The sequence below is a fragment of the Anabaena sp. CCY 0017 genome (genome assembly GCF_963920885.1).
GTDB lineage: Bacteria > Cyanobacteriota > Cyanobacteriia > Cyanobacteriales > Nostocaceae > Nodularia.
The window spans coordinates 145,300-166,890 of the sequence record NZ_CAWUDG010000004.1; the positions used below are offsets into that span (position 1 = coordinate 145,300).

At 39.7% G+C, this 21,591-nt stretch carries 20 protein-coding genes; 9 read left to right on the forward strand and 11 right to left on the reverse strand.

The window, feature by feature from the left end; genetic code table 11:
* Positions 1–20 precede the first annotated feature (20 nt).
* Together ACM0OW_RS07020 and ACM0OW_RS07025 are read left to right on the forward strand one after the other, a co-directional pair.
* Positions 21–908 carry a hypothetical protein gene (locus ACM0OW_RS07020; protein WP_414549315.1) on the forward strand — a complete coding sequence of 296 codons (888 nt, stop codon included), beginning with the start codon at positions 21–23 and terminating at the stop codon, positions 906–908.
* A gap of 310 nt (positions 909–1,218) precedes the next feature.
* On the forward strand, positions 1,219–4,335 hold the full coding sequence (locus tag ACM0OW_RS07025) for an ATP-binding protein (RefSeq protein WP_414549316.1): 3,117 nt from the start codon (positions 1,219–1,221) through the stop codon (positions 4,333–4,335).
* Between the two features lie 30 nt (positions 4,336–4,365).
* Here the strand turns inward: ACM0OW_RS07025 and ACM0OW_RS07030 are convergent, their stop codons facing one another.
* The 4 genes from ACM0OW_RS07030 to ACM0OW_RS07045 form a co-directional block, all read right to left on the reverse strand.
* Positions 4,366–5,109, reverse strand: a complete 744-nt coding sequence (locus tag ACM0OW_RS07030) for a hypothetical protein (protein ID WP_414549317.1) — start codon at positions 5,107–5,109, stop codon at positions 4,366–4,368.
* Between the two features lie 494 nt (positions 5,110–5,603).
* A complete protein-coding gene (locus ACM0OW_RS07035) occupies positions 5,604–6,365 on the reverse strand; it encodes a hypothetical protein (protein ID WP_414549318.1) in 762 nt (253 codons plus the stop codon).
* A 136-nt stretch (positions 6,366–6,501) separates the two neighbouring features.
* Positions 6,502–7,356 (reverse strand): 3'(2'),5'-bisphosphate nucleotidase CysQ family protein, encoded by an 855-nt coding sequence (locus tag ACM0OW_RS07040; RefSeq protein ID WP_414549319.1) that lies wholly within the window; start codon positions 7,354–7,356, stop codon positions 6,502–6,504.
* 134 nt (positions 7,357–7,490) lie between these two features.
* Positions 7,491–8,372, reverse strand: coding sequence for a sugar kinase (locus ACM0OW_RS07045; protein WP_414549320.1), 882 nt, complete (start codon positions 8,370–8,372; stop codon positions 7,491–7,493).
* Between the two features lie 232 nt (positions 8,373–8,604).
* On the opposite strand from ACM0OW_RS07045, the gene rsmI reads away from it, so the two are divergent.
* On the forward strand, positions 8,605–9,462 hold the full coding sequence (gene rsmI / locus ACM0OW_RS07050) for a 16S rRNA (cytidine(1402)-2'-O)-methyltransferase (protein WP_414549321.1): 858 nt from the start codon (positions 8,605–8,607) through the stop codon (positions 9,460–9,462).
* A gap of 167 nt (positions 9,463–9,629) precedes the next feature.
* Complete coding sequence (rpsU, locus tag ACM0OW_RS07055) at positions 9,630–9,806, forward strand: 30S ribosomal protein S21 (RefSeq protein ID WP_042201508.1); 177 nt, start codon at positions 9,630–9,632, stop codon at positions 9,804–9,806.
* A gap of 322 nt (positions 9,807–10,128) precedes the next feature.
* Here rpsU and pth read toward each other — a convergent pair whose 3' ends face one another.
* From pth to psbH, 3 genes are all read right to left on the reverse strand, one after another.
* Positions 10,129–10,752 carry an aminoacyl-tRNA hydrolase gene (gene pth / locus ACM0OW_RS07060; RefSeq protein ID WP_414549322.1) on the reverse strand — a complete coding sequence of 208 codons (624 nt, stop codon included), beginning with the start codon at positions 10,750–10,752 and terminating at the stop codon, positions 10,129–10,131.
* A gap of 422 nt (positions 10,753–11,174) precedes the next feature.
* The gene (locus ACM0OW_RS07065; protein WP_414549323.1) at positions 11,175–11,447 is read right to left on the reverse strand and encodes a TatA/E family twin arginine-targeting protein translocase; all 273 of its coding nucleotides are present in this window, start codon (positions 11,445–11,447) and stop codon (positions 11,175–11,177) included.
* A 141-nt stretch (positions 11,448–11,588) separates the two neighbouring features.
* Positions 11,589–11,792: a photosystem II reaction center phosphoprotein PsbH gene (gene psbH / locus ACM0OW_RS07070; RefSeq protein WP_063871955.1), complete on the reverse strand. Its 204-nt coding sequence runs from the start codon at positions 11,790–11,792 to the stop codon at positions 11,589–11,591.
* A gap of 228 nt (positions 11,793–12,020) precedes the next feature.
* Here psbH and psbN point away from each other — a divergent pair, with 228 nt between their 5' ends.
* Complete coding sequence (psbN, locus tag ACM0OW_RS07075; RefSeq protein WP_414549483.1) at positions 12,021–12,152, forward strand: photosystem II reaction center protein PsbN; 132 nt, start codon at positions 12,021–12,023, stop codon at positions 12,150–12,152.
* A gap of 96 nt (positions 12,153–12,248) precedes the next feature.
* Here the strand turns inward: psbN and ACM0OW_RS07080 are convergent, their stop codons facing one another.
* Positions 12,249–15,506, reverse strand: coding sequence for an alpha-mannosidase (locus tag ACM0OW_RS07080; RefSeq protein ID WP_414549324.1), 3,258 nt, complete (start codon positions 15,504–15,506; stop codon positions 12,249–12,251).
* A 55-nt stretch (positions 15,507–15,561) separates the two neighbouring features.
* On the opposite strand from ACM0OW_RS07080, the gene ACM0OW_RS07085 reads away from it, so the two are divergent.
* Both ACM0OW_RS07085 and ACM0OW_RS07090 read left to right on the forward strand, forming a co-directional pair.
* Positions 15,562–16,989: a hypothetical protein gene (locus ACM0OW_RS07085; protein ID WP_414549325.1), complete on the forward strand. Its 1,428-nt coding sequence runs from the start codon at positions 15,562–15,564 to the stop codon at positions 16,987–16,989.
* 252 nt (positions 16,990–17,241) lie between these two features.
* Positions 17,242–17,466 carry a hypothetical protein gene (locus ACM0OW_RS07090; protein WP_414549326.1) on the forward strand — a complete coding sequence of 75 codons (225 nt, stop codon included), beginning with the start codon at positions 17,242–17,244 and terminating at the stop codon, positions 17,464–17,466.
* A 172-nt stretch (positions 17,467–17,638) separates the two neighbouring features.
* Here the strand turns inward: ACM0OW_RS07090 and ACM0OW_RS07095 are convergent, their stop codons facing one another.
* From ACM0OW_RS07095 to ACM0OW_RS07105, 3 genes are all read right to left on the reverse strand, one after another.
* Complete coding sequence (locus ACM0OW_RS07095; RefSeq protein ID WP_414549327.1) at positions 17,639–18,022, reverse strand: salt stress protein, Slr1339 family; 384 nt, start codon at positions 18,020–18,022, stop codon at positions 17,639–17,641.
* A gap of 74 nt (positions 18,023–18,096) precedes the next feature.
* Complete coding sequence (locus ACM0OW_RS07100; RefSeq protein ID WP_414549328.1) at positions 18,097–18,702, reverse strand: vWA domain-containing protein; 606 nt, start codon at positions 18,700–18,702, stop codon at positions 18,097–18,099.
* Between the two features lie 281 nt (positions 18,703–18,983).
* On the reverse strand, positions 18,984–19,337 hold the full coding sequence (locus ACM0OW_RS07105) for a Rieske (2Fe-2S) protein (protein ID WP_414549329.1): 354 nt from the start codon (positions 19,335–19,337) through the stop codon (positions 18,984–18,986).
* A gap of 138 nt (positions 19,338–19,475) precedes the next feature.
* On the opposite strand from ACM0OW_RS07105, the gene ACM0OW_RS07110 reads away from it, so the two are divergent.
* Positions 19,476–20,540, forward strand: a complete 1,065-nt coding sequence (locus ACM0OW_RS07110) for a J domain-containing protein (protein WP_414549330.1) — start codon at positions 19,476–19,478, stop codon at positions 20,538–20,540.
* 101 nt (positions 20,541–20,641) lie between these two features.
* Complete coding sequence (locus ACM0OW_RS07115; protein ID WP_414549484.1) at positions 20,642–21,529, forward strand: ATP adenylyltransferase family protein; 888 nt, start codon at positions 20,642–20,644, stop codon at positions 21,527–21,529.
* The last annotated feature ends 62 nt before the right edge of the window (positions 21,530–21,591 follow it).

Sequence of the window (21,591 nt, forward strand, 5' to 3'; positions counted from 1 at the left end):
CCCCAAATAAGGAGATTCTTGTGAATAAACCGATTTTTGAGTTAGTTGATGAACTTCCAACTAGTGGCTTGACCATTTCCATGTTGCAATCCCTGGATTTTGTGACTCCTGGAAAGTGGGAAAATACTGTAGGCTTTGTCAACACCATTAAGAAAGTGACTGGTGAAACTGATGAAGATTTAATTCAGCAAATTGGTGAAAGAGCGATTTATCTTTATAATGATCGATCCCAAGGATACCAACGAGCAATGTGGCTTTATCAAACTGTTGACAAGACAGATAAAGCCTTGGGTGCAGCAGCTTTGGCTAATAAAATTGGTGAGAAAATTCCTCTCTTGGGTTTTTTAAACAAAGTGACTCCCAAGGCTGACAAAGCCCAAACTATTGACTTGTGTCTGAAATTAGTAGTGGAAATAGTGGCTTTCTGCCAAATTAACGGTATTCCCGGAGACAGCATTGGGGATTTTGTCGCTTCGTTGGGTGAGTATAGTGGTGAGTCGCTGATTCGGATGGTGGCTTTAGTTTGTGTTGATGGTTTAATACCTTTAGGGCCAAACTTCATTGACAAAGCTTTATCTGGAATTAATCAGATGAATCCCCAGGAGTTAGAACAAAATTCAACTTTTCAAGGCATCCAAGATGCAATTCCAGGTAACAATGCTAGTAGTAAATTAAACTTTATCGGCGAAAGCTTTGACTCTGTGAAAGGTTGGATGGGTGGACTAGTTACCCAAAATAATTTAACGCCACAAAAAGTAGTTAGTAATTTGCAAAATTTTGTGCAATTAACTGATGATAAGTTAGATTATCTGGCGGCTTTCTTAGATGTAGCCACCAATTACTATGAACACACAGGGACACAAACTTTGGCACGTCGCTTGATTGAACGAGCTGTAGCTGAAATTTAATTGGGTAGGGTGCGTTGCGCTAGGCGACAACATACCCTACAAATAAATCAAATATGATTTCTATACTTAAGATTTTTTAAAAGAATGTGATAATTTACATTTGTATTGCGGGAATACTAAGGAAAATTGCTACCCAATACCTTTCGGTTAAGGGATATAGAGACGTTCCATGAAACGTCTCTACAAGGGTTTTCGGCTCACTAATTTGCTTAACCGAGCAGTATTGAATTGCTACTGACTATTAAAACCATGTCTCTAGCAATGATGAAAAACAGGCAATTTCACAAGCTTCAAGTTAGGACTCAAGGATATGTCTGACCGATTCCTGATTTCAGAAAAACTGTATGGACGGCAAACTGAAGTAGAAAAACTACTGGCAGCTTTTGAACGTGTCCGTAGTGGCACAACAGAAATGATCCTCGTTACCGGCTCATCTGGTGTTGGCAAAACAGCAGTGGTTAACGAGATTCAAAAACAGATAATGCAGCAACGTAGTTACTTTATTAAAGGTAAATATGACCAATTTGAACGCGACATTCCCTTATTCGGATTTATCCAAGCCTTTCGGGACTTAATCGGACAAATATTGTTGGAAACAGATGCCGAAATTCAAGCATGGAAAAGTAAGATTTTGTCTGTATTAGGTACACAAGGACAAGTCATTATTAATGTAATTCCTGAAGTAGAACTAATTATTGGTAAGCAGGCTGAGGGGACAGAACTATCTGGAATTGCCGCCGGAAATCGATTCAATTTATTGTTGATCAGGTTCATCCAAGTATTTATGACTAAAGAAAATCCTTTGGTTATATTTCTGGATGACTTGCAATGGGCAGATGTAGCATCATTAAAATTAATTAAATTATTAATTACTGAAAATATTAAAAATAAACAAAATACTTCATTATTTTCTTCTCTAAAAACTGAAAAAAATCTCTTAATGATTGGTGCTTATCGTGATCGGGAATTAGAAAAATTACACCCACTATATTTAGCAGTGAGGGAAATAAAAAATGCTGAGGCTACTATTGATAATATCACACTAACGCCTTTAACACAGGGTGATTTAAATCGTTTGATTGCTGATACCTTCCGTTGTCCAGAGAATAATGTTATCGCTCTCACACAAATGGTATTTGCTAAAACTAAAGGTAATCCTTTCTTTATCCATCAATTTCTGAAAGCTTTACATAAAGATGGTCTAATTAAATTTAACTTTGAGCTAGGTAATTGGCAGTATGATATATCAAAAATTCAGGCGTTAGCACTCACGGATGATGTAGTTGAATTCATGTCAATTCAACTGAGGAAATTACCAATGCTAACTCAAGAAGTGATCAAGTTAGCTGCCTGTATAGGTAACGAATTTGACTTAAATATTCTGGCAATTATACATGAAAAATTAGCAGTAGATACAGCTTCAGACTTATGGCCAGCATTACTGCAAGGACTAATTTTACCGGAAGCAAAAATTGGCAATTTAGTATCCCAAAAAAGTCAGGACGAAATCAGCACTAAATTCCAGACAAAATCTACCCTTACTAATCCGCAATTACCTAAATACAAATTTATCCATGACCGGGTACAACAAGCTGCTTATTCTTTAATTTGTAAATCGAAAAAACCGTCAATTCATCTGAAAATTGGGAAATTAATTTTAAATAATACATCAATTGATGAAAGAGAAAATCTAATTTTTGATTTGGTAAATCAATTTAATATAGCAATACCTATAATTAATCTTCCAGGCGATCGCGTGCAACTAGCCCAGATGAATCTAACTGCTGGACGAAAAGCTTTGGCTTCAATGGCTTATCCCTCAGCGCTGAAGTATTTAAATATTGGCATTCAACTACTCGCAGATGATAGCTGGGAGACAAAATATGAGCTAACTTTGGCTTTATATGAGACAGCAGCAGAGGCGGCGTACTTAGGTGGCAATTTTGAGGAGATGGAGAAATTAGCAGAGGTAGTACTGCAACAAGCGAAAAACCTGCTAGAGAAAGTGAAAGTTTATGAAATCAAAATTCAGTCCTATACATCCCAGAATAGATTATTGGAAGCGATCGCGATCGCTCGTCAAGTTCTGCAATATTTTGGGCTGACTTTCCCTGATTCACCGAGCGAAAGTGATATCCAGAAAGGATTTCAGGAAACTACATTATTACTTGCAGATAAAACCGTTGATGATTTGATGAATTTCCCATTGATGACTTCTGTAAACCAACTGGCCATCATTCGCATTGTATCGAGTATGATTCCTCCAACTTATATTGCAGATCCTTTATTATTTCCACTAATTATTTTGTCCCAGGTTAATCTATCAATTCAATACGGTAATGCTCCTTTATCTGCTTTTTGCTATGCCTGTTATGGCATCCTCTTAAATGGGATTCAGAAAAATATTGAAGTAGCAGTTGAGTTTGGGAATTTAGCTCTTCAATTAGTTAATCAAATAAATTCTCAAGATATTCACGCTAGGACATTGTATGTTGTAGGAGCATTTATTTTTCATGGCAAGTCTCACATTCGAGAAACGTTACCAATTTTGCTAGAAGGATATCAAAATGCACTAGAAACAGGAGATTTTGAATATGTGGGCTACTGTGTCAAGGATATTTGTCAGCATTCCTATTTTATAGGCAAAGAATTAACAATCCTAGAAGCAGAAATGAGCAACTATAGTCATGTACTAAAAAATCTCAAGCAAGCAACCACATTAAACTATTGTCTTATCTGTTGGCAAACTATTATGAATTTACTAGGTAATTCTGATGATGTCTGTAATCTCATCGGTGAGGCATATAATGAAGACACATCACTATGTCTGCTAGTTCAAGCGAATGATCTGAATGGACTCCACTATCACTATTTACATAAACTTATACTATGCTATTTATTTGGTAACTTTATAGAAGCGCAAACAAATAGTATTAAAGGAAAAAAATATTTAGCAGGAGGTACAGGCTTTATAACCATACCTATATTTTATTTTTATGATTCTCTCACAGCTTTGGCTATATATCTAAATGTTAAAAATGAGCCAAATAATTTACTTCAGCAGGTAGCAGATAACCAAGTACAGTTACAGAAATTGGCAAATCATGCGCCCATGAATTATCTGCATAAGTTTTATTTAGTAGAGGCTGAAAGATGTCGGGTTAGAGGTGAATATATCCAAGGAATGGAATTATATGATCAAGCTATTTCTCTCGCCAAAGAACATAAATATCTTAACGAAGAAGCTCTCGCTTACGAACTTGCAGCTAAGTTTTATTTAAAATGGCGAAAAAAGAAGACTGCTCAAACTTATTTAACTGATGCTTACTATGCCTATATTCGTTGGGGTGCAACTGCTAAAGTGGCGGATTTGGTAAAACGCTATCCCCAATTACTAGCTCCCATACTCCAGCCAAAAACAATTTAGTCCATGTTGGGTTTATTTGTGCTTACCTACTTATGTCATCTGAAGATGCAATTCTTTAGTAATTCTCTGGTTGTCTAATGGTTCAATCGGATGATTTTGAGCATATTTGAGAAGATCATTGAACAGTAATGTAAATATATCAAATACTTTTTCAACTAATTCCAAGGATATATTTTCATTATCTTCTGTGAACAATATCTGAGAAATACATCCCTCAGTTTCGGATGAATGCATAGTGTGACCAGAATCAATTAAAAAATGATAAATACCAAAATAACGGTATTCTTTGCTAGTCGAAGTTTTTAATTCCTGAGTAACTTGTTCGGTTGTTGAGAGAAAAATATCTGCTATTGCTTCTATTGTTTCCATTACTACCAACTTATGGATCGGTCTGGCTTGATGAGTATACTGATAAAGTTGATAAATTGTGTGCCGTGCAACCTGTGTTTCATCGCTCCACAGGAAACTTAAAGCATCGTTGAAGTTTAAAGATATATTAAAGTCTAGTTTTTGTATATCCTCCAAAAACCATATCCAGTGACCATCATCTTCATAGGTATGTTGATTGATGATGGCTTGAATTGGATCATTGCTCGTTTCGTCTCGCCAGACTGATTTATTTAACTCTCCAAAACCCATAACAAAAGGAGCAAAGCAAGGAGCAAAAGCCAATCTCTGTCTTGGCTCTATGCTTTTGTCTTGTAAAAACTGAATAAATGGTGTGTGGCGGAATTCTTGCTTCTTCTTTTCGATTAATGTCAGAACTGATTTCATTTTTGACCCTCTATATTTTTTTAGTCACTCAAAGTTGAATACAGTTGACGGCAACAACACACTTTAGAAATCAGAGCAATATTGCTGACTATATGTGAAGTTATGTTTAATTAAATGTGTATAGATTAAAAATTAATGCTAATTTTTAACCTATACACTTAGTATTTAACATTTTCTTTAAAAATGATAATCGTGAATACACGGGATTATTATCAAAAATTAAATTTTTATGGTATGAGTACATTCATACAAACAAAAATTGTAATTTTTAGTAGATTTACTGAATTTTGCTGTTCTGCTTTGGGATAAGCAGTAAAAACTAAAAAACCACACTGACATTTCTCAGTGTGGCTGTAAAAAATTGTCTTAAATTTGTTTTTAAGGGGTTGGGGGTGAGATTGTATATTCTATTAAATCTGCATTCTTCGTGTGATTGAATGTAATTCTGCTTCTGGTCATGGGACAGAATTTTTGATTCATATCCCATTATCGCGTTAAATGGGTAACTTCAAATCAGCTGCGATCGCTGACAAATAAGGTTGAAAAATGGCCAAATTTTCCAATTCCTCAAATTTACCCGTTATGGAGTCTGGGTCAAAAGCTGTGGTAATTACATACATACTTTTACCATTGAAGGCTACATGACTAATATGTTGCTCTTGAACTCCACCCTCTGGCTTGATACCGACAAAGCCGTAGCGTATTCCCTGAAGCTTACCAACGGATGCTGGTTGTGGTGGGTAGGCTGAAAACACAATTTTGTTTTTATAAGTATCCTGGCGGTCTCTCGCAAAAGTAGTATTGAAATCTGCAACCCAAGCTTTGAGTGCTGTTAATAACTTGTTTTGGTATTCAGGATTTTGGTAATCTACCTGAGAATCTAGAGGAATACCCGCATCTGTCAGATGTTTTTGGAATTTGGGATTATCTTTCACGGGGTAAACCCCAATTTCCACCGTACCCACAATTTCTTCTTGAGAGGAAACACATAGCAGGGGGGCGTTTCCCTCACAAGGGGCAATTTTCCAGCCGTTTGGGGTAGGTGTTGTCCCCAAAATTTGCTTCCAAGTATTTCCTTCTATCGACTTGACAGTTTTTGCAGAAGTAGTTGGAGTGGAACTGCTTTGAGTTGTCGTTGCTACAGCACTGGGATTTTCTACAACCGCAGGAGAAAACCGGGGAAGAATAGTTTTTGCTCCCAATGGCGTTAAAGCCAATAAAATAGCACCTAGAAAGAGATGATAAACGCGCAACATTTTTCGTGATAATCCTGAGCCAGATTTTGCAGATTAATAGTATCCACCACATTTTGTGAGTATACAAGAAGAAGCCAGGGGGCAGGTAGAGTTTAAATAATTATGTATTTAATTCCAGCCTGAAAATAGGTATTAATTAACGCCCGCTAAATTGTGCTAATAACTTTTCGGCTGTGTTACATAGTTCTTGGTGATGTTCACCATTACTCGCCAGCAAACCACCCCACTGATTAATATCTTCTGTATTGTATTGCAACAAACTGCTATCGAAGTGAGTAAACTGACCACCAGCTTCTGTTAAGATTAATTCTGGTGCTGCTATGTCCCAATCTTTAGGGGCAGATTTTCCAGAAAGAGAAACGTAAATATCCGCCTGTTGTTCCACAATAGCGACAATTTTGCACCCTATACTGCCTACACATTTGTAATTTTGACAAGGAAAGTTTTGTAATAAATAATCTAAAGATTCATTGCGGTGAGAGCGACTGGCAACTACAGTTAAATCTGCTATGGGCTTACCTGAAGAAACTTGAATGGGAGTAAAGCCATTGCGGGTTTCCACAAATGTACCCCCACCTTTTGTAGCAAAGTATAACTTTTCGGTTTCCGGAATGGCAACTACTGCTAAAATCGGACGCTTTTCTTTAACTAAAGCGATGTGAATGGCATATTCGCCAGTTTTTTCAATAAAGTCTCGTGTACCATCTAAAGGATCAATAATCCATACCCATTCAGGGGATTCTGGACTCAGTTGTGATTGATAGGTTTCTTCACTGATATAGGCAAAATCTTGATTACCCAAAGCTGCTTGTAGCTGATCTAAAATATATTGACTCACAGCTACATCTGCAACAGTGACAGGCTCATTCTGTTTATACTGTATATCTAAATTCGGGTCTTTTGCAGTGCCGTGGTAATAAGACCTAAGTATATCTGATGCGCCCCAACTGATTTCACGTGCGATCGCTAATATTTGTTGCAAGTCTTTCATGAATTTTGCCTTAATTACTGAGGAATGCGGATTTAATAAAATACACTAACCTCACCCCCAACCCCTCTCCTTACTAAAGAGAGGGGAGAGTTTGAACAAAGTCAAAGGCGGGGTGATGTCTACATCTGTGGAAATTAACTCTTAACAGCCGATTCCATCCAGCGACGCGTCCCAAAAAATTGACAGGAGTTAGCAGCAATTTTAGCAGCCTGTGCTAAAGCATCAGTAAAACTTGTCTGTAAAATATAATTACAGAAAGCACCGTGAAAAATATCCCCAGCCCCTAGAGTATCAACTGGCTGAATTTGCGGTACATCCACAGCACCAATTTGAGTGGAAGATAAATATTTAATGGGGTTTTCGCCGTGGGTAATAGCAATGTGGGGAATATTAAATGTACTTAAATAATTAAATACCTCAGCTTCAGTGTGGCAGTTAGGAGGATAAAAGTTTGCCGAACACAGGGCATAATCAACAAAAGGCAAAATTTGCTCAAATCCTGGTTTCCAACTCCCACCATCAATAACTATAGGGATATTTTTAGCTTTCGCTGTTTCGGCTATGGTGAGGCTAACAGCCATCTGATGCCCATCAATTAAGATAATATCGATATCTTGGAGAATATCCGGCGGGATAGATGTACTGCTAGCTTGAGTTTTAGCAGCATTGAGGGAAACTACAGCGCGTTCACCAGTGCCTTGGGTAATAATGATTGAAGATACAGGTGGGGATGTACTTATATTAGATTGAAGATCAGCGATCGCCACTTGATAATTTGCCAAATCTCCGCGAATTAGTTGCGTCATCGGATGAGAACCCAGCACACCTAACACTTGAGTTGGATTACCTAAATAACTAAAGGTAACAGCCGCATTAGTAGCGGGACCACCGGCTGCTAAAGTATAGTCAGTAGCAACAATTTTCTGATTATTTCTAGGGGCAGAATCAGCGAGGTAAATTAAATCCAAGGTGATTAAACCCACAAATAACCCACTCTGGGGTTTAAGATTATTCATTTGTAGCTCATTTTCTAACTCTTAAAAACTGATACCATTTCTTTGTTATACTGCGCCCGATTTCCTTCCTTCTTCCTTTGTGTACTTTGCGTCCTTCTCCCAAGGGGAGACGCTAACGCGAATGCGGTTCGTTCCTCCAACAAAAAAACAATTTTTTTGATAAAAGGCGGGCATCTTTGCCCTCCCCCACAAGATAGATAATTAATTTATTAAAAATATTATTTTCTCATTCATGCAAACTGACCCCAAACCAGGAACACTTTACATCGTCGGGACACCAATTGGCAACCTGGAAGATATTACCTTTCGGGCGGTGCGAATTTTGCAAACGGTAAATTTGATTGCAGCCGAAGACACTCGCCATACAGGGAAATTACTACAGCATTTTCAAATTAAAACACCCCAGATAAGTTACCACGAACATAACAGCCATAGCCGCATCCCGGAATTATTAGAGTATATGGCAAATGGACAGGCGATCGCACTAGTTAGTGATGCGGGAATGCCGGGAATTTCTGATCCTGGTTATGAATTGGTGAAAGCTTGTGTTGAGGCCAGTGTACCTGTTGTACCTATTCCGGGGGCGAGTGCCGCAATTACGGCTTTAAGTGCAGCTGGTTTACCTACAGATAGGTTTGTTTTTGAAGGTTTTCTGCCAGCTAAGGCGCAAAAACGCCGTGAATATTTAGAATTGATTCAGGCAGAATCTCGCACTTTAATTTTCTACGAATCACCGCACCGCTTACGAGAAAGTTTACAAGACTTTGCCACAGTTTGGGGAAGCGATCGCCAAATTGTGCTGGCACGGGAATTAACTAAATTATACGAAGAATTTTGGCGCGGAACCATTGCCGAGGCGATCGCACATTATAGCCAACGTGAACCCCAAGGCGAATATACTCTAGTGCTGGCTGGAATTACCGCCACTCAACCCCAACTCACAGAAGAACAACTAAAAGCCGAATTACTCCAGATTATCAGTCAGGGCATATCGCGATCGCAAGCCAGCCGACAATTAGCAAAAATGACTTCTTTATCCCGTCGCCAACTTTATCAACTAGCGCTTTCTTTAGATATTAATCCTGAGTAGCTAAACCGCAACAGATAATGACAATTTTTTGAGTATAGCTGCGCTCACCTGGTAGCTTTAACTACAGGAGCTAGAGAGCAGAGAACTAAAGTCTTAACTCTGAACGTTTAACTAAATTTGAGGCTAAAATTACAATTGAAAATATTGATTATGAGGATACAGCAAGAATGACCCAAGTCGTTCTAGGAGAAAACGAAGGTATTGATTCAGCTTTGCGTCGGTTTAAACGCCAGGTCTCTAAAGCTGGTATATTAGCTGATGTCAAGTTTCATCGGCACTTTGAAACACCTCTAGAAAAGCGCAAGCGTAAACTGGTATTAGCCAGACGAAATCGACGCTTTTAATCAACCTATTTGGGTTAGTAATGGTGTTGCTTGAGGGCAGAACCTCGAAAAAGCAATAGCACCTCACCTTATATTCTTATATAAAATTGTTTAATATACCCCACCCCAATTTAGAGGTGAGGGTATATTACTTTAACAGTTAACAGTTAACAGTTATCAGTTATCAGTTATCAATTACAGCAACCGCCAAGACGGTTGTTTGGATTGCCGAAAGCCTTGATGCAAGGGCGGGTTTATTAAAATTATTAATAGTAATTGAGCATATCTGTAAACCCGCCCCTACTTGATTTCTACTCAGCACTCTTAACTCAGCACTCAGCACTCAGCACTCAATAGTGCTGCTATTACAACGATTCATCGCCTTTTCTACTCCCTGTTTGAGGCTAAATTCTACACACTCAACCACAAACTGAAGTAAGAGAGATATCAGTTGAGTTTCAGCCGCAGAAAATTTGCCTAAAACATGAGAAATAGACTCAGAATTATCGCTATCATTTGGTTTCCCAATGCCGATGCGTAAACGTGGGAAATTTTGGGTGTTTAGGTGTGAAATTGTACTCTTCATACCATTGTGTCCCCCCGCCGAACCCGACAAGCGTAAACGAGTCTTACCCAAAGGTAAATCCATATCGTCATAAATCACCAGCACTGACTCTGGCGGCAATTTATACCAACTTGTCACCGCTTGGATTGATTGTCCAGAGCGATTCATATAAGTTAAAGGTTTGAGTAAGCGGACTTTACGGCTACCTGCTGCCATACCCTCACCATACTCACCCTGAAACTTGCGATTTTCCCCTAAAGGAATATGCCAAGCACGAGAAAGTGCATCTATTGCAGCAAAGCCAATATTATGGCGTGTTTGGTCATACTTCGGCTCTGGATTTCCCAACCCGACAATTAATTGCGGAATTACCAAAGATGGTTTCGTAACAGCTTCTGACATTTTACCTAAATTCAATTCCTTCGCAGCACCTCACCCAAGTCACCTACGGTGTACACACAAGTCTAAAACCCTTGATTTGGGTAGGGTGTGTTATGGACTTTAGTCCTAATGCACCGAGAATCTAAGATGGTGCGTTGCGCTACGCGACAACACACCCTACATAAATGGAGTAATTCAATCATTTGTGTGTACACCGTAGCCTAAGTCACAGGAGAAGAACCAGCAGCTTTGTAGTGGACTGGGAAGCCTAAAATATTACATTAAACGTAGGTTGGGTTAAGCGCAGCACAACCCAACGCTGCCAATAATGAATGATGTTGAGTTTCCTTTCGTCAAACCAACCTACAATTTTTTGGATTATTTTAAGTTTGCCACGCCATTACCCAAATAAAAAGTTTTTGGACTTGTGTGTACAGGGTAATTTAAGTCATAGGGGAAGAACCAGCAGCTTCTTTTTCAGATTTAGCCGCTTCCAGATGCTTGGTTTCCAGTTCAGCAGAACTTTTCACAGCTTCTTCAATTTGTTCAGCTTCCCGTTTAAACTCGCTTTGAAATTCATTAGAAGCTTCTTGAAAACCGCGCACTGCTTTGCCGACACTACGACCAATTTCTGGCAACTTCTTCGGGCCAAAGATTAACAAAGCCACTACCATAATTAGACCCATTTCCGGCAGACCGATACCAAATACATTCATCCGGTTTCTCCTATAAATATACAATGCGGTCAAGCTAGGCTTTTCCCATCTATACCATGTTGACTTATTTAAGGCTAACGTTTTTGGTATCAAACGCATAAAAAAACCCGGACAAGCCGGGTACAGGTTCGCTGTCTTTAATTAGCCGCCTAAACTGCGCCAATCAACCATTACGTCCTGAATTAACAGAGACTTGTTGTAAACTTGCAGAATAATCAGCAAAAATACGAAAAATAGGAGCATAAAAACACCCATTACAGGTGTAGTACCCCAACCCGGAGCTACCTTACCGTACTCGGAGTTTAAAGGTTTCAGGATATCTCCTAACCTAGTTCTTTGTGCCATAGTTCCCCTAAGATTCAGTTACCAAAGCTTTTTTTCATCTTCTGGTAATATTCTACTATCATGAAGCACCTGCCTGATAAATTGCGTCTAGCAAAATAAATTGAGCGAGTCACAGCCAAACAAATGTTAGAATAATCAAGCTGAAGCACGTAATGGTGCCAAGTGGGGCAGAAACCCCAAATAATAACACTCATAATTAATCCCAAATTTATGGAACAACTTATGGCGATGGAACCCGCAACCATGATTAGTATTTCCGTTGGCGTTGCCTTAGTTGCCGTCACTGGTTTTGCAATCTATATGTCCTTCGGTCCTCCTAGCAAGCAATTAGCAGACCCCTTTGAAGACCACGAAGACTAAGGAGGAGTGCTGAGTGCTGAGTGCTGAGTATAAACCCAGTAACTGTATTTCTCTTAGCAATCAACAATATCCTTACATATATCAGTAGAACTATAGCTATTTACTGTTCACTTGGAAGGTGACAATTTTTTTAGGCTGTATTATTAAGTTTTGTTGCTCAGATGCGTTAAATTCTAATAAATCTGCTTCATTTCCTAGATACAGTCCTAAATCACTCTGTAAGGATAACTCGGCTATTTCTCCGTGACATTCGTAACACCGCAGGATGAATTGCTGGGGGTTATCCTCAGACTGTTTGAAGGCCATTAAAATTAAATTTTTAGCTGTTAAATTGAGAAAACTTACCCCTTCAGAACTGCTAAATTTTGTGGGGTGTGTTCCTGGCTGGGTAGTCGGGGGATGAATGATTACTTGTAAGGGAATATTCAACTCATAGCCACGCTTCACTGTGTGGGCTGATTCCCAACTACCTGCGTGGGGATATAAAGCATACGTAAATTCATGCAAGCCTCTATCCGTTTCTGGGTCAGGCCAGTTAGGACTGCGTAATAGTGTGAGGCGTAATTGATTCGGCTTGCTATCATAACCATATTTACAATCATTGAGTAAACTCACACCGTATATATCTGGTTCTGTTTCCTCAGTTAAATCAGCCCAACGCAAGGCGGGGACTTCCCATTTAGCTTGTTCTGCGGGTGTTTGGGGTTGAGTTGGGCGACGAATTGCACCGCAGGGAATTTCATAAGTAGCAAAATCTGCTGCAATATTTAGAGGAAAAGCTGCTTTCACCATGACCTGATTTTCTTGCCAATTCACAGTGGAGGCAATTTTCAAGATTGGTGAACCTGCTTGTAGAATATAATCTTGGCAAAATTCCGATTCACCTAATTGACGCACTACGCGGACACGACTTTGGACTAAGCCTTGTTCTAGCCATTGGATAGATTTTAGCTTTGTGGGTGGTAAAGGATGTTGGGCATAATTAGGATCAATATTCCAAGCATCCCAATATTGTCCCTTATCTTGGAAGGCTTGGAGTTGATTACCTGCACCAGTTAAAACTTCTCGTTCATGGGTTTTGTCAAATACACTGGCTAAATCTCCGGTGTCAGCATTGACTGTAACCCGCAGGAATTGATTTTCTAAAATCCAGTCTGGGGAAATGGGGAGAGGGAAAGTTGGGGAACTGGGGGAAATCCAAAATATGCAATAGCCAACCGGGGGAATTTCCGCAGCGAGAAACAGCAATTTAGATGATTCCGATAGTTGAGAAATAGTTGGCTGTCCTGAAATATCATGAATTTGCCAATGTGGGTGAGATGTGGGTAGTGTGACAGATACGATTTCAGAACGCTGCCAATTTAAAGAATTGAAAATGAATATTGGTTGGGCTTCAGGATGCGGGGGCGGTGGTAAGATGGCTTGAGATGCGATCGCTAACAAAGACTCTTGTAAAATTTGCGTTCCCACTTGTTCCACTTGCTGCCATTCTGGGAGTGCATCCTGATAAACTTGGGTAATGGAAGAACCGGGTAAAATATCGTGAAACTGGTTAAATAAAACTTTTTTCCAAGCTGTTTCAATTTCGGCTTGGGGATATATCACCCCACAGCTAACAGTGGCTAAAGTGGCAAATAATTCAGCTTGATATAATAAATCTTCACAACGTCGATTCCAGCGTTTTTGGTCGGCGTGGGTAGTATAGCAACCACGATGAAATTCTAAATATAGTTCATCATCCCAGGTGGGAATAGACCTCTCCCCCAACCCCTCTCCTACAAGGAGAGGGGAGATAGATTCCCCCATTCCCTCTTCTGCGAGGAGAGGGGAGATATTTTCCCCCATTCCCTCATAGGGAAGGGGGGCTAGGGGGGTTAGGTTTGCTTTAATTTGCTGTAAATACTTTTCTGAGGTGGTAAATTCCATCTCTGGGAAAATAGGAGACTTTTGCCAGCGTCGGGCAGTTTCTAACATATCACGGGTGGGACCGCCGCCGTGATCGCCGACACCGGGAAGCCAGAGAGAATCTTCTAAACCGGTTTTGCTTTGCCATTCACAGGCGTATTCTGCCATTTTTACCGGGTCAATACCTTGACCGATAAGTGCAGACATCACACTAAAGATTTTGCTGCCATCAGGCGATCGCCACCAAAAAGCGTCATAATCAAACTGGGTAGTATCATTCCACCGCAACTTCTGAGTCACAAAAAACTCAATTCCCGCATTCACAAAAAACTGCGGTAAAGTCGCACAAAAACCAAAAGTATCCGGTAGCCAAGCCACAGCAGAAACCTTACCAAACTTAGCTTTTAGATAACGCTGACCATACAACAACTGACGCACAATCGACTCACCAGAAATCAAATTCAATTCTGGTTCCACCCATAAACCGCCCACAACCTCCCAAACTCCAGCCGCAACCTGTGCTTGAATTTTCTCAAACAAATCCGGGCGATGTTCCTCAACCCAAGCATAAAGCGCCGGAGTAGAGTGACAAAAAATCAACTCAGGAAAATCAGCCTGTAACTTCAGCACCGACTCAAAAGTACTTTGCGCCGCCTTCCAAGTATCACTCACAGGCCAAAGCCATGCTAAATCCAAATGAGCATGACCCAATAAATATATTTTAGGATTTAAACCGCCGATGAACGCCGATAAACGCTGATAATGTTCGCGCAGGGCTACAAAACCTTCTTCCCATTCTCTTCCCTCTTCCTTGGCGTTCTTGGCGACTTGGCGGTTCGTAACTCCCCTCAAACCCTCAGCCAAAACCCCCAACCTATCAGGTGCAAACCTAGTTAAAAAAACCTGTAACACAGCCAACTCATCAGCCAAAAAACCCGGATCAGGATTATGATGATTATAAGACTCAAAAACAAGGAGCGATCGCACCAAAGCACCAAAATCATGTCCAGGACTCACCAAACGCAAAGCCACAACAAACTCCTCACCAGGAGTTACCCCTTGACTAAGCAGCACTCTTGGCGAACAATCAAATAAATCTCCCTCCAACACCAACTCCCCATTCACGTAAATCTCAGCCAAATCTGCCCACCAAAGCAACGCCAGGCGCAAAGACAAACCAGCCAAAGGATACCCGTGTAAATTTTCGGGAACCACAAATCTTTGCATTAACCAAAGCACCTTTTTGCCTCCTGTCCAAGCAATATGTTCCTTAGCATTTAGCTGAACAAGTTGCCAATCAGACAAATTAGATGAAGAAATCCCCGTAATATTGCAGTCAGATTCCTGGGATAACCAACGAGATTTCACATTTACTTGACAAAAAGAGCGCAATTGGTCAATAGTTGCCGAGATTAATTCAGAATGGGATTGCGATATGGGCAGAGTCATATTTTAGTTAAAATTATGGTTGGGCGGGAGTATTAACAACTAACAAATCACCATCATGTCTCCTGGTTCCTCTAGCCGTTATCAAAGCAGACTACTTAACTTTGTCCACCTGCAATCTCGGCGGTTGACACAACAGTGGGATCACACTTACCGACATTTGCAAGTTGCAACTCAGTGGGGTGTGGAACTATTACTTTACCCCGTATATAGATTATTGAATCCCACAGAATCAGCCGGTAAAACTTTAGAAGGGAAAGAACCACAACCCAGGCTAAAGTTACAACCCGAAACTCCCCCCACGGCTGATACAGCAATTCAACAAGTCTTAGAAGCAGTTAAAACTTTACCATCTGACTCAGATACGGCTGAACCCGCCAAAACATCAGCCCCTGTCAAGTTAGTGAGATTTTTGTGGTCAAAACTTTTTCATCATCCCCCGACAGAACCCTTAATTTCCCAAGATTCGCCAGCAAATATCCAGCCTTATGTGCCAGTCATGCGCGGAATTGCCACAAATTTGGTCAGCCGTAATTTGGTACTCGTCTCCGCCGAAAATGAAATTTTGGATATTTTGACACCCCAACAACAGGTAAAATTAGCAGACAGGATTATTTGCGAAGTTGGTAATTACTGGCATTATTGGCAGTTAGCTGAAAATAAACCCCACAGTAAATTATTATCAAAAGTTGACCGAATTTTAGCCAAGTTGACTGGTATTAATTCCATTAATATGCCAGCATTGCCGGCAGTCACACAAAAAAATTTACTTAATACTGATAAATTAATAGCATTCCTAGACGCATCTATTGCTAACTGGGAAAGTAAAGCTTTATTACCTATACAACAGCGCAGCCAAGAAATTATCCAAGTTGCCCAAACTCAGCTATATATATTTGTTTATGGTAAAGAACAGGTAGCCGCTAGAGGAGATATGGCAGCTAATCCTAATAGTTTAGAAACTCCAATATTGAATATTCCCGCTTTAATTTCATCTGCCATTAATTACTTTTTTGGAGATAGTAAAGAGAACAAACTTGAGCAGAGAAATAGTTATAAAAAATCACAAAATAAATTACCCCATAATCGCCGTTTCCAGAATGAAGGTTTAGCAAAAGATTTGTGGTTAAATTTCAGTGATTTGTTTGGTAACTCCCAGATTTCATCCCAAAACTTAGCTGAAAGTCAACCAAAACCCAAATCTAGTTGGTTGCAAAAGTCAAAATCCAGCCGCCATCTCACCTCGACTGCAAAAAAATCTGTAAAACTCTCTGAAAACCTTAATCCCCAAGGGATAGCTAAGAATCGCCACAATAGCCAAGTTGAGTTACAGCCTGACTGGATAGACGTTGAAGCAACTTTTGTCGGTTATGATAAACATCCTTTAGAACAACTTCTAGAGTGGCTTGATCATGCTATACTCTGGCTTGAGGAAATAATTGTGAAAGTTTATCAATTTTTCCAAAGCTTATGGCGCGGTAAGTAAAAATCATTAATTTGAGAAGCAAAGTTTGAATCAGCAACCATACGCCTGATAACTGTACACAATTCACTGATTTAATTTGTGTGTCACAAATTGGCATGATAGTTACTATAATTAATTCTTATGTTTCAAACCTGGATGTTTGAAGTTAGTTTTTTTTAGTACTATTGGCGGTTTTTTGGCGTGAAAATTATTGTCTACTGTAAATACTTCAATTTTAAAAATCCACTAGATAAACCGAAACAGGAAACATTTATGGTGAATTTACCGCAAATTCCCAAGGTGGGAGAAACAATTGTAGTTGAAAGAATTTCCCCCCAAAAAGAGTTTGTGATTATTTTTGAGTACGTTGTCACAGCCGTACAGTTTAATGCTTCTAGGGAAGTGAGTGATGCAGCTGATGCTCAAATTAATGCATCTTTGAACCACTGTTGGGAGGGAACCTCAAATTTTAAGGTGAATAATTTTTTAGAGAAATAAGTTATTTGATTTTTGTTGACGTAGCCTGCTTTTTGTGCTTACAAACGCGTAGTGGACTGACACAGCTAAAATATTGTATTAGACGTAGGTTGGGTTGACGTAAGGAAACCCAACCTACATTTTTTTGCATCATTTTAAGCTTGTCACACAACTACAATATTTATTTTTTGCATCATTTGCTTTGTAAATATTCTATCGCCGCCTCTAATTTTGAAGGGTAAGTTTCAGCAAACCTTTCAAACCAAAGACCTTCTGAAGAAAAGGGATCTAATTTTTTTAACCATGCTTCAGCTTGAATTTTAAAAGCTTTTATTTGTTCGGCTTTGATTTGGGCTTGTCTAATTTTTACTTGTTCTAGTTCTTGCTGTTGTTTTAACTCCTCAGCTTCATCTTGTGCTGCAAAATCGGCTTTAACTTCGGATAAAAGACTATCGACTAAAGATAAAGATTTTGGTGGTTGTGGCGTAAATGATTTGGCTGCATTTTTTTGTGGCTGCGGTTTTGCTGGGTCATATTCAGCTTTGAGTTCATCTAGCAGCTTATCAAGAGAATCCATGCTTTTAAGCTAGTAATTCACGGCGTAAATAGGGATACACTTCAAAAATTTCTTTTGACTTCCGCCCTGCGGCGTTAGTCCATAATGGCGTTTAGTAGCACTTCCGATAAACTTAAATCTTCCATATCATCCATTGTAATGGTGTCACACATATCAAATTTAGCTCCAGCGCCTTGGAGGTCATCATCTAAAACTTTCAAAAAGCGGGTAGCTTGTGCATCTTTACCAACTTGAATGAAGGAAATACCTAATTCTTCATTGATATCCATCTGGCGAGAAGCTTCAATAATTACCTTCATTACCGCTTTACGGTCATCCGGTTCCCCATCGGTAACTACTAAGATAATTTCACCATTGGGCTTAGTTTGACCAGCACTTTTGCGTTGAAAGTAATCATCAGTTGCGTGTTTCAACACACCTGCTAAGTCTGTAGAACCAGAAGGATCATTTTCTTGAAAAATTTGTGTTACCTTAGCGGCTGTCACATTATCATAGCGCTTGAATCTACCGGAAAATAAATATACAGTGATGCCATCTGGATCAAATTGCTCGCACTTACTCGCTAAGGCTAAGGTAGATTCTTGTGCTGATACCCATCTAGTTCTACCACCTTTCTGGTCTGGGGTGGCCATGCTACCGCTTTTGTCGATAATTAATGTGTAGTCTCTATTTTCGAGCATAATTTAATTTTCCACTGATAACTTTGCCATCTTCACTATAGCAACCCGATTTGATGAGTCTTAGAGAACTCCACAAAATAAATTACGCAAAAATTGTAGTAGTAGACTGACAAGCCTAAAATGTGGCAAAAAATTGTAGGTTGGGTTGACGTAAGGAAACCCAACATCATTGGCAGCGTTGGGTTGCGCTGCGCTTAACCCAACCTACTTCTAATGCACTATTTTAGGCTTGTCAATCCAGTAGGGTTACGCACTTGCTAACCCACCCTTGAGAATGACTATTACTCTAGGTCAATCCAAATACTACCTTCTTCCACACGCACAGGGAAAACGGGTAGGGTCTTTTCTTGTGAAATCTTGGAAAGAACTTTACCAACAACAGGTGGCCAAGGACACCAATCTTGTACTTCACCAGTACGGAGGTCAAAAGCACTCCGATGTATAGGACAAACAATTGCTCCGCTTTCGGTAATTTTCCCATTTTTCATCGGCATTTTCAAATGAGGGCAGGTATTATCGACAGCATAAAGCTGATTGTCATGGTTGACCAGTAGAATTTTACGTGTGCCAACTTTTACCACTTGTCTCCCTTCTGGCGCAAGTGCATCGGCTGCAAGAACTTTAGTCCAGCTCATTAGGTTATCCTCTCTTAATGATCTGTTTTCAGTTTCCCGCAATTGTGACCAGTGCGATCGCCTAGATTAACTGATAAAACTTAATGTTTTGGCGGTAGGATCTGGATAAGGGTAAACTTATTCAGGCTGGTCTCTCTTATGCCCAAAAAATCAACATCTTCATCCCCGTCCCCAACAACAACATCACTGGCGCTTTCATCTATCCATATCCGGCTAGAAACTTTAGATAAAGAACACCAGTGGCTATTGAAACAAATTAAGAGAAAACGGACAGAACTACAAAATTTTATCGAACAAATGCGTTCTGTAGCCGCAGATATATTTCAACGATGTCATCCCAAGTTCCAAAAACTGGTAGATATCGACCGTGAAATTCACACTCTGTTTGATGAAATCTTGACTGGGCGAAAATTAGGGAAGCAGACCAGAAAAGATATTGAAGCCATTTATTATCAGCTACAAATAGCGAGAATTATCACTCCTAGACCCAAAAATCATTCAGAAGATGAAGACCCGGAATTAGACGATATCTTTGAAACTAATGAGGGAGAAGATGATTTTTCTGGTCAGCATAGACAAGAAAACTATCAGTATCAAGAAGTGCCACAGGATCTAGACTCTCCCTATGATAAGAAATCTGAGGCTTTCAGAAAAATTCGCCAGACATTTTTAAGTTTAGCCGAAGTATTTCATCCAGACAAGGCAAAAGATGACGAAACTCAAATGCGTCATACCGAAATCATGAAGGAGATTAACAAAGCTTACCAAGAGGGTGATTTAGCTCGACTTTTGGAAATTGAACAGCAGCATCAAGTAGGCAAAATTGTTGACCTTAATAGTGAAGATGATTTAACACGCCAATGTGCGAGAATAATACAGCAAAATGAAATTCTCAAACATCAATATGAAACATTAAAAGAAGAACTTCGCTCAGTCAAAAGAACCCCAGAAGGCGCGATGGTTTCTGATTGTCGAAAAGCCACAAAAGAAGGTATGGATGCTATTGGCAGCATGGCGGAACAAGTGGAAAATGAAATTCAAACTATTGCCGCTATCCGCGATTTTGTCAGAGATTTTCGAGAGCAGAAAATTACTATTAAAGAGTTCCTCTCTGGTCCGGTAAATCTCCGCCAGATGCACCAAGACGAGGATGATATGTTTGAACAAATGTTTACTGAATTGGGTGAAGTTATGTTTTTCTAAAATCTTATAGCAAAGTGTTGACTACCTACAAACTGAGAAATTGCTATAAAAATCATCACTCAAAATTGATACAATATTTCACCATGCCTCAAAACAACGAAATCGCCCAGAGAGAAATATTACTCAAACCTGGCACTTTGTGGAAAAGTATCAAAGAACAGAGTGAAAATGCTTTGCAATGTGGCGCGTTATTATCAATACCAACAGATTTTGAATTTGTCGAGCAAAATGGGATCAAATTTTTAGTCAGAATCTTATCAAATCTGATCCGCAAAGACACAGCCAAGCGGCAAGAGAAAAAAACTAATCCTTTTCTTCCCTATGAGAAAGATTTATTCGTAGCGGATATTTCCCAAACTCATGTTTGTATATTAAACAAATTCAACGTTGTTGACTATCACCTACTAATTATTACTCGCGCCTTTGAAGAACAGGAAAAATTACTCACGCTAGACGATTTTGCGGCTATGTGGGCTTGTCTGGCTGAGTTTGAGGGTTTGGCGTTCTACAATGGTGGTAAGATTTCGGGAGCAAGTCAGCCACATAAACATCTGCAAATAGTACCCCTACCACTAACACCGTCAGGGTTGCAAATACCGATAGAACCGCTACTGAAATCAGCACAATTTACAGATTCTATAACCACTGTACCGGAATTGCCCTTTATTCATGCTTTAGCAAAATTAGACCCAAGTTGGAGTAATTCACCGTTAGAAGCCGCAGTAACAACTCTGGAGCTATATCAGAGCTTATTAAGTTCTGTGGGTTTAGAGGCTCTTGATGACAATAAACAATCTGGGGCTTACAATCTTTTAGCGACACGAGAATGGATGTTAATTGTACCGCGATCGCACGAAAATTTTGATTCTATATCTGTCAACTCGTTGGGATTTGCGGGTGCGTTGCTGGTGCGAAATCAGGAACAAATGCAGGTGATTAAAGAACAAGGGCCAATGACTATTTTGAAAAATGTGGCTGTACCAGTATAGAACCTCACCCCCAGCCCCTCTCCTTACTAAGGAGAGGGGGGAGTTGGACGCGAGTTAAAAAT

Excerpts from the sequence above, each read along its gene's own strand:
- ACM0OW_RS07105 (WP_414549329.1), bottom strand. The coding sequence starts at position 19,337 with ATGAGCTGGACTAAAGTTCTTGCAGCCGATGCACTTGCGCCAGAAGGG.
- ACM0OW_RS07030 (WP_414549317.1), bottom strand. The coding sequence starts at position 5,109 with ATGAAATCAGTTCTGACATTAATCGAAAAGAAGAAGCAAGAATTCCGC.
- ACM0OW_RS07090 (WP_414549326.1), top strand. The coding sequence starts at position 17,242 with ATGGTGAATTTACCGCAAATTCCCAAGGTGGGAGAAACAATTGTAGTT.
- ACM0OW_RS07085 (WP_414549325.1), top strand. The coding sequence starts at position 15,562 with ATGTCTCCTGGTTCCTCTAGCCGTTATCAAAGCAGACTACTTAACTTT.
- ACM0OW_RS07045 (WP_414549320.1), bottom strand. The coding sequence starts at position 8,372 with ATGAATAATCTTAAACCCCAGAGTGGGTTATTTGTGGGTTTAATCACC.
- psbH (WP_063871955.1), bottom strand. The coding sequence starts at position 11,792 with ATGGCACAAAGAACTAGGTTAGGAGATATCCTGAAACCTTTAAACTCC.
- ACM0OW_RS07110 (WP_414549330.1), top strand. The coding sequence starts at position 19,476 with ATGCCCAAAAAATCAACATCTTCATCCCCGTCCCCAACAACAACATCA.
- ACM0OW_RS07100 (WP_414549328.1), bottom strand. The coding sequence starts at position 18,702 with ATGCTCGAAAATAGAGACTACACATTAATTATCGACAAAAGCGGTAGC.
- ACM0OW_RS07040 (WP_414549319.1), bottom strand. The coding sequence starts at position 7,356 with ATGAAAGACTTGCAACAAATATTAGCGATCGCACGTGAAATCAGTTGG.
- ACM0OW_RS07080 (WP_414549324.1), bottom strand. The coding sequence starts at position 15,506 with ATGACTCTGCCCATATCGCAATCCCATTCTGAATTAATCTCGGCAACT.
- ACM0OW_RS07025 (WP_414549316.1), top strand. The coding sequence starts at position 1,219 with ATGTCTGACCGATTCCTGATTTCAGAAAAACTGTATGGACGGCAAACT.
- rpsU (WP_042201508.1), top strand. The coding sequence starts at position 9,630 with ATGACCCAAGTCGTTCTAGGAGAAAACGAAGGTATTGATTCAGCTTTG.
- psbN (WP_414549483.1), top strand. The coding sequence starts at position 12,021 with ATGGAACCCGCAACCATGATTAGTATTTCCGTTGGCGTTGCCTTAGTT.
- rsmI (WP_414549321.1), top strand. The coding sequence starts at position 8,605 with ATGCAAACTGACCCCAAACCAGGAACACTTTACATCGTCGGGACACCA.
- ACM0OW_RS07065 (WP_414549323.1), bottom strand. The coding sequence starts at position 11,447 with ATGAATGTATTTGGTATCGGTCTGCCGGAAATGGGTCTAATTATGGTA.
- ACM0OW_RS07035 (WP_414549318.1), bottom strand. The coding sequence starts at position 6,365 with ATGTTGCGCGTTTATCATCTCTTTCTAGGTGCTATTTTATTGGCTTTA.
- pth (WP_414549322.1), bottom strand. The coding sequence starts at position 10,752 with ATGTCAGAAGCTGTTACGAAACCATCTTTGGTAATTCCGCAATTAATT.
- ACM0OW_RS07095 (WP_414549327.1), bottom strand. The coding sequence starts at position 18,022 with ATGGATTCTCTTGATAAGCTGCTAGATGAACTCAAAGCTGAATATGAC.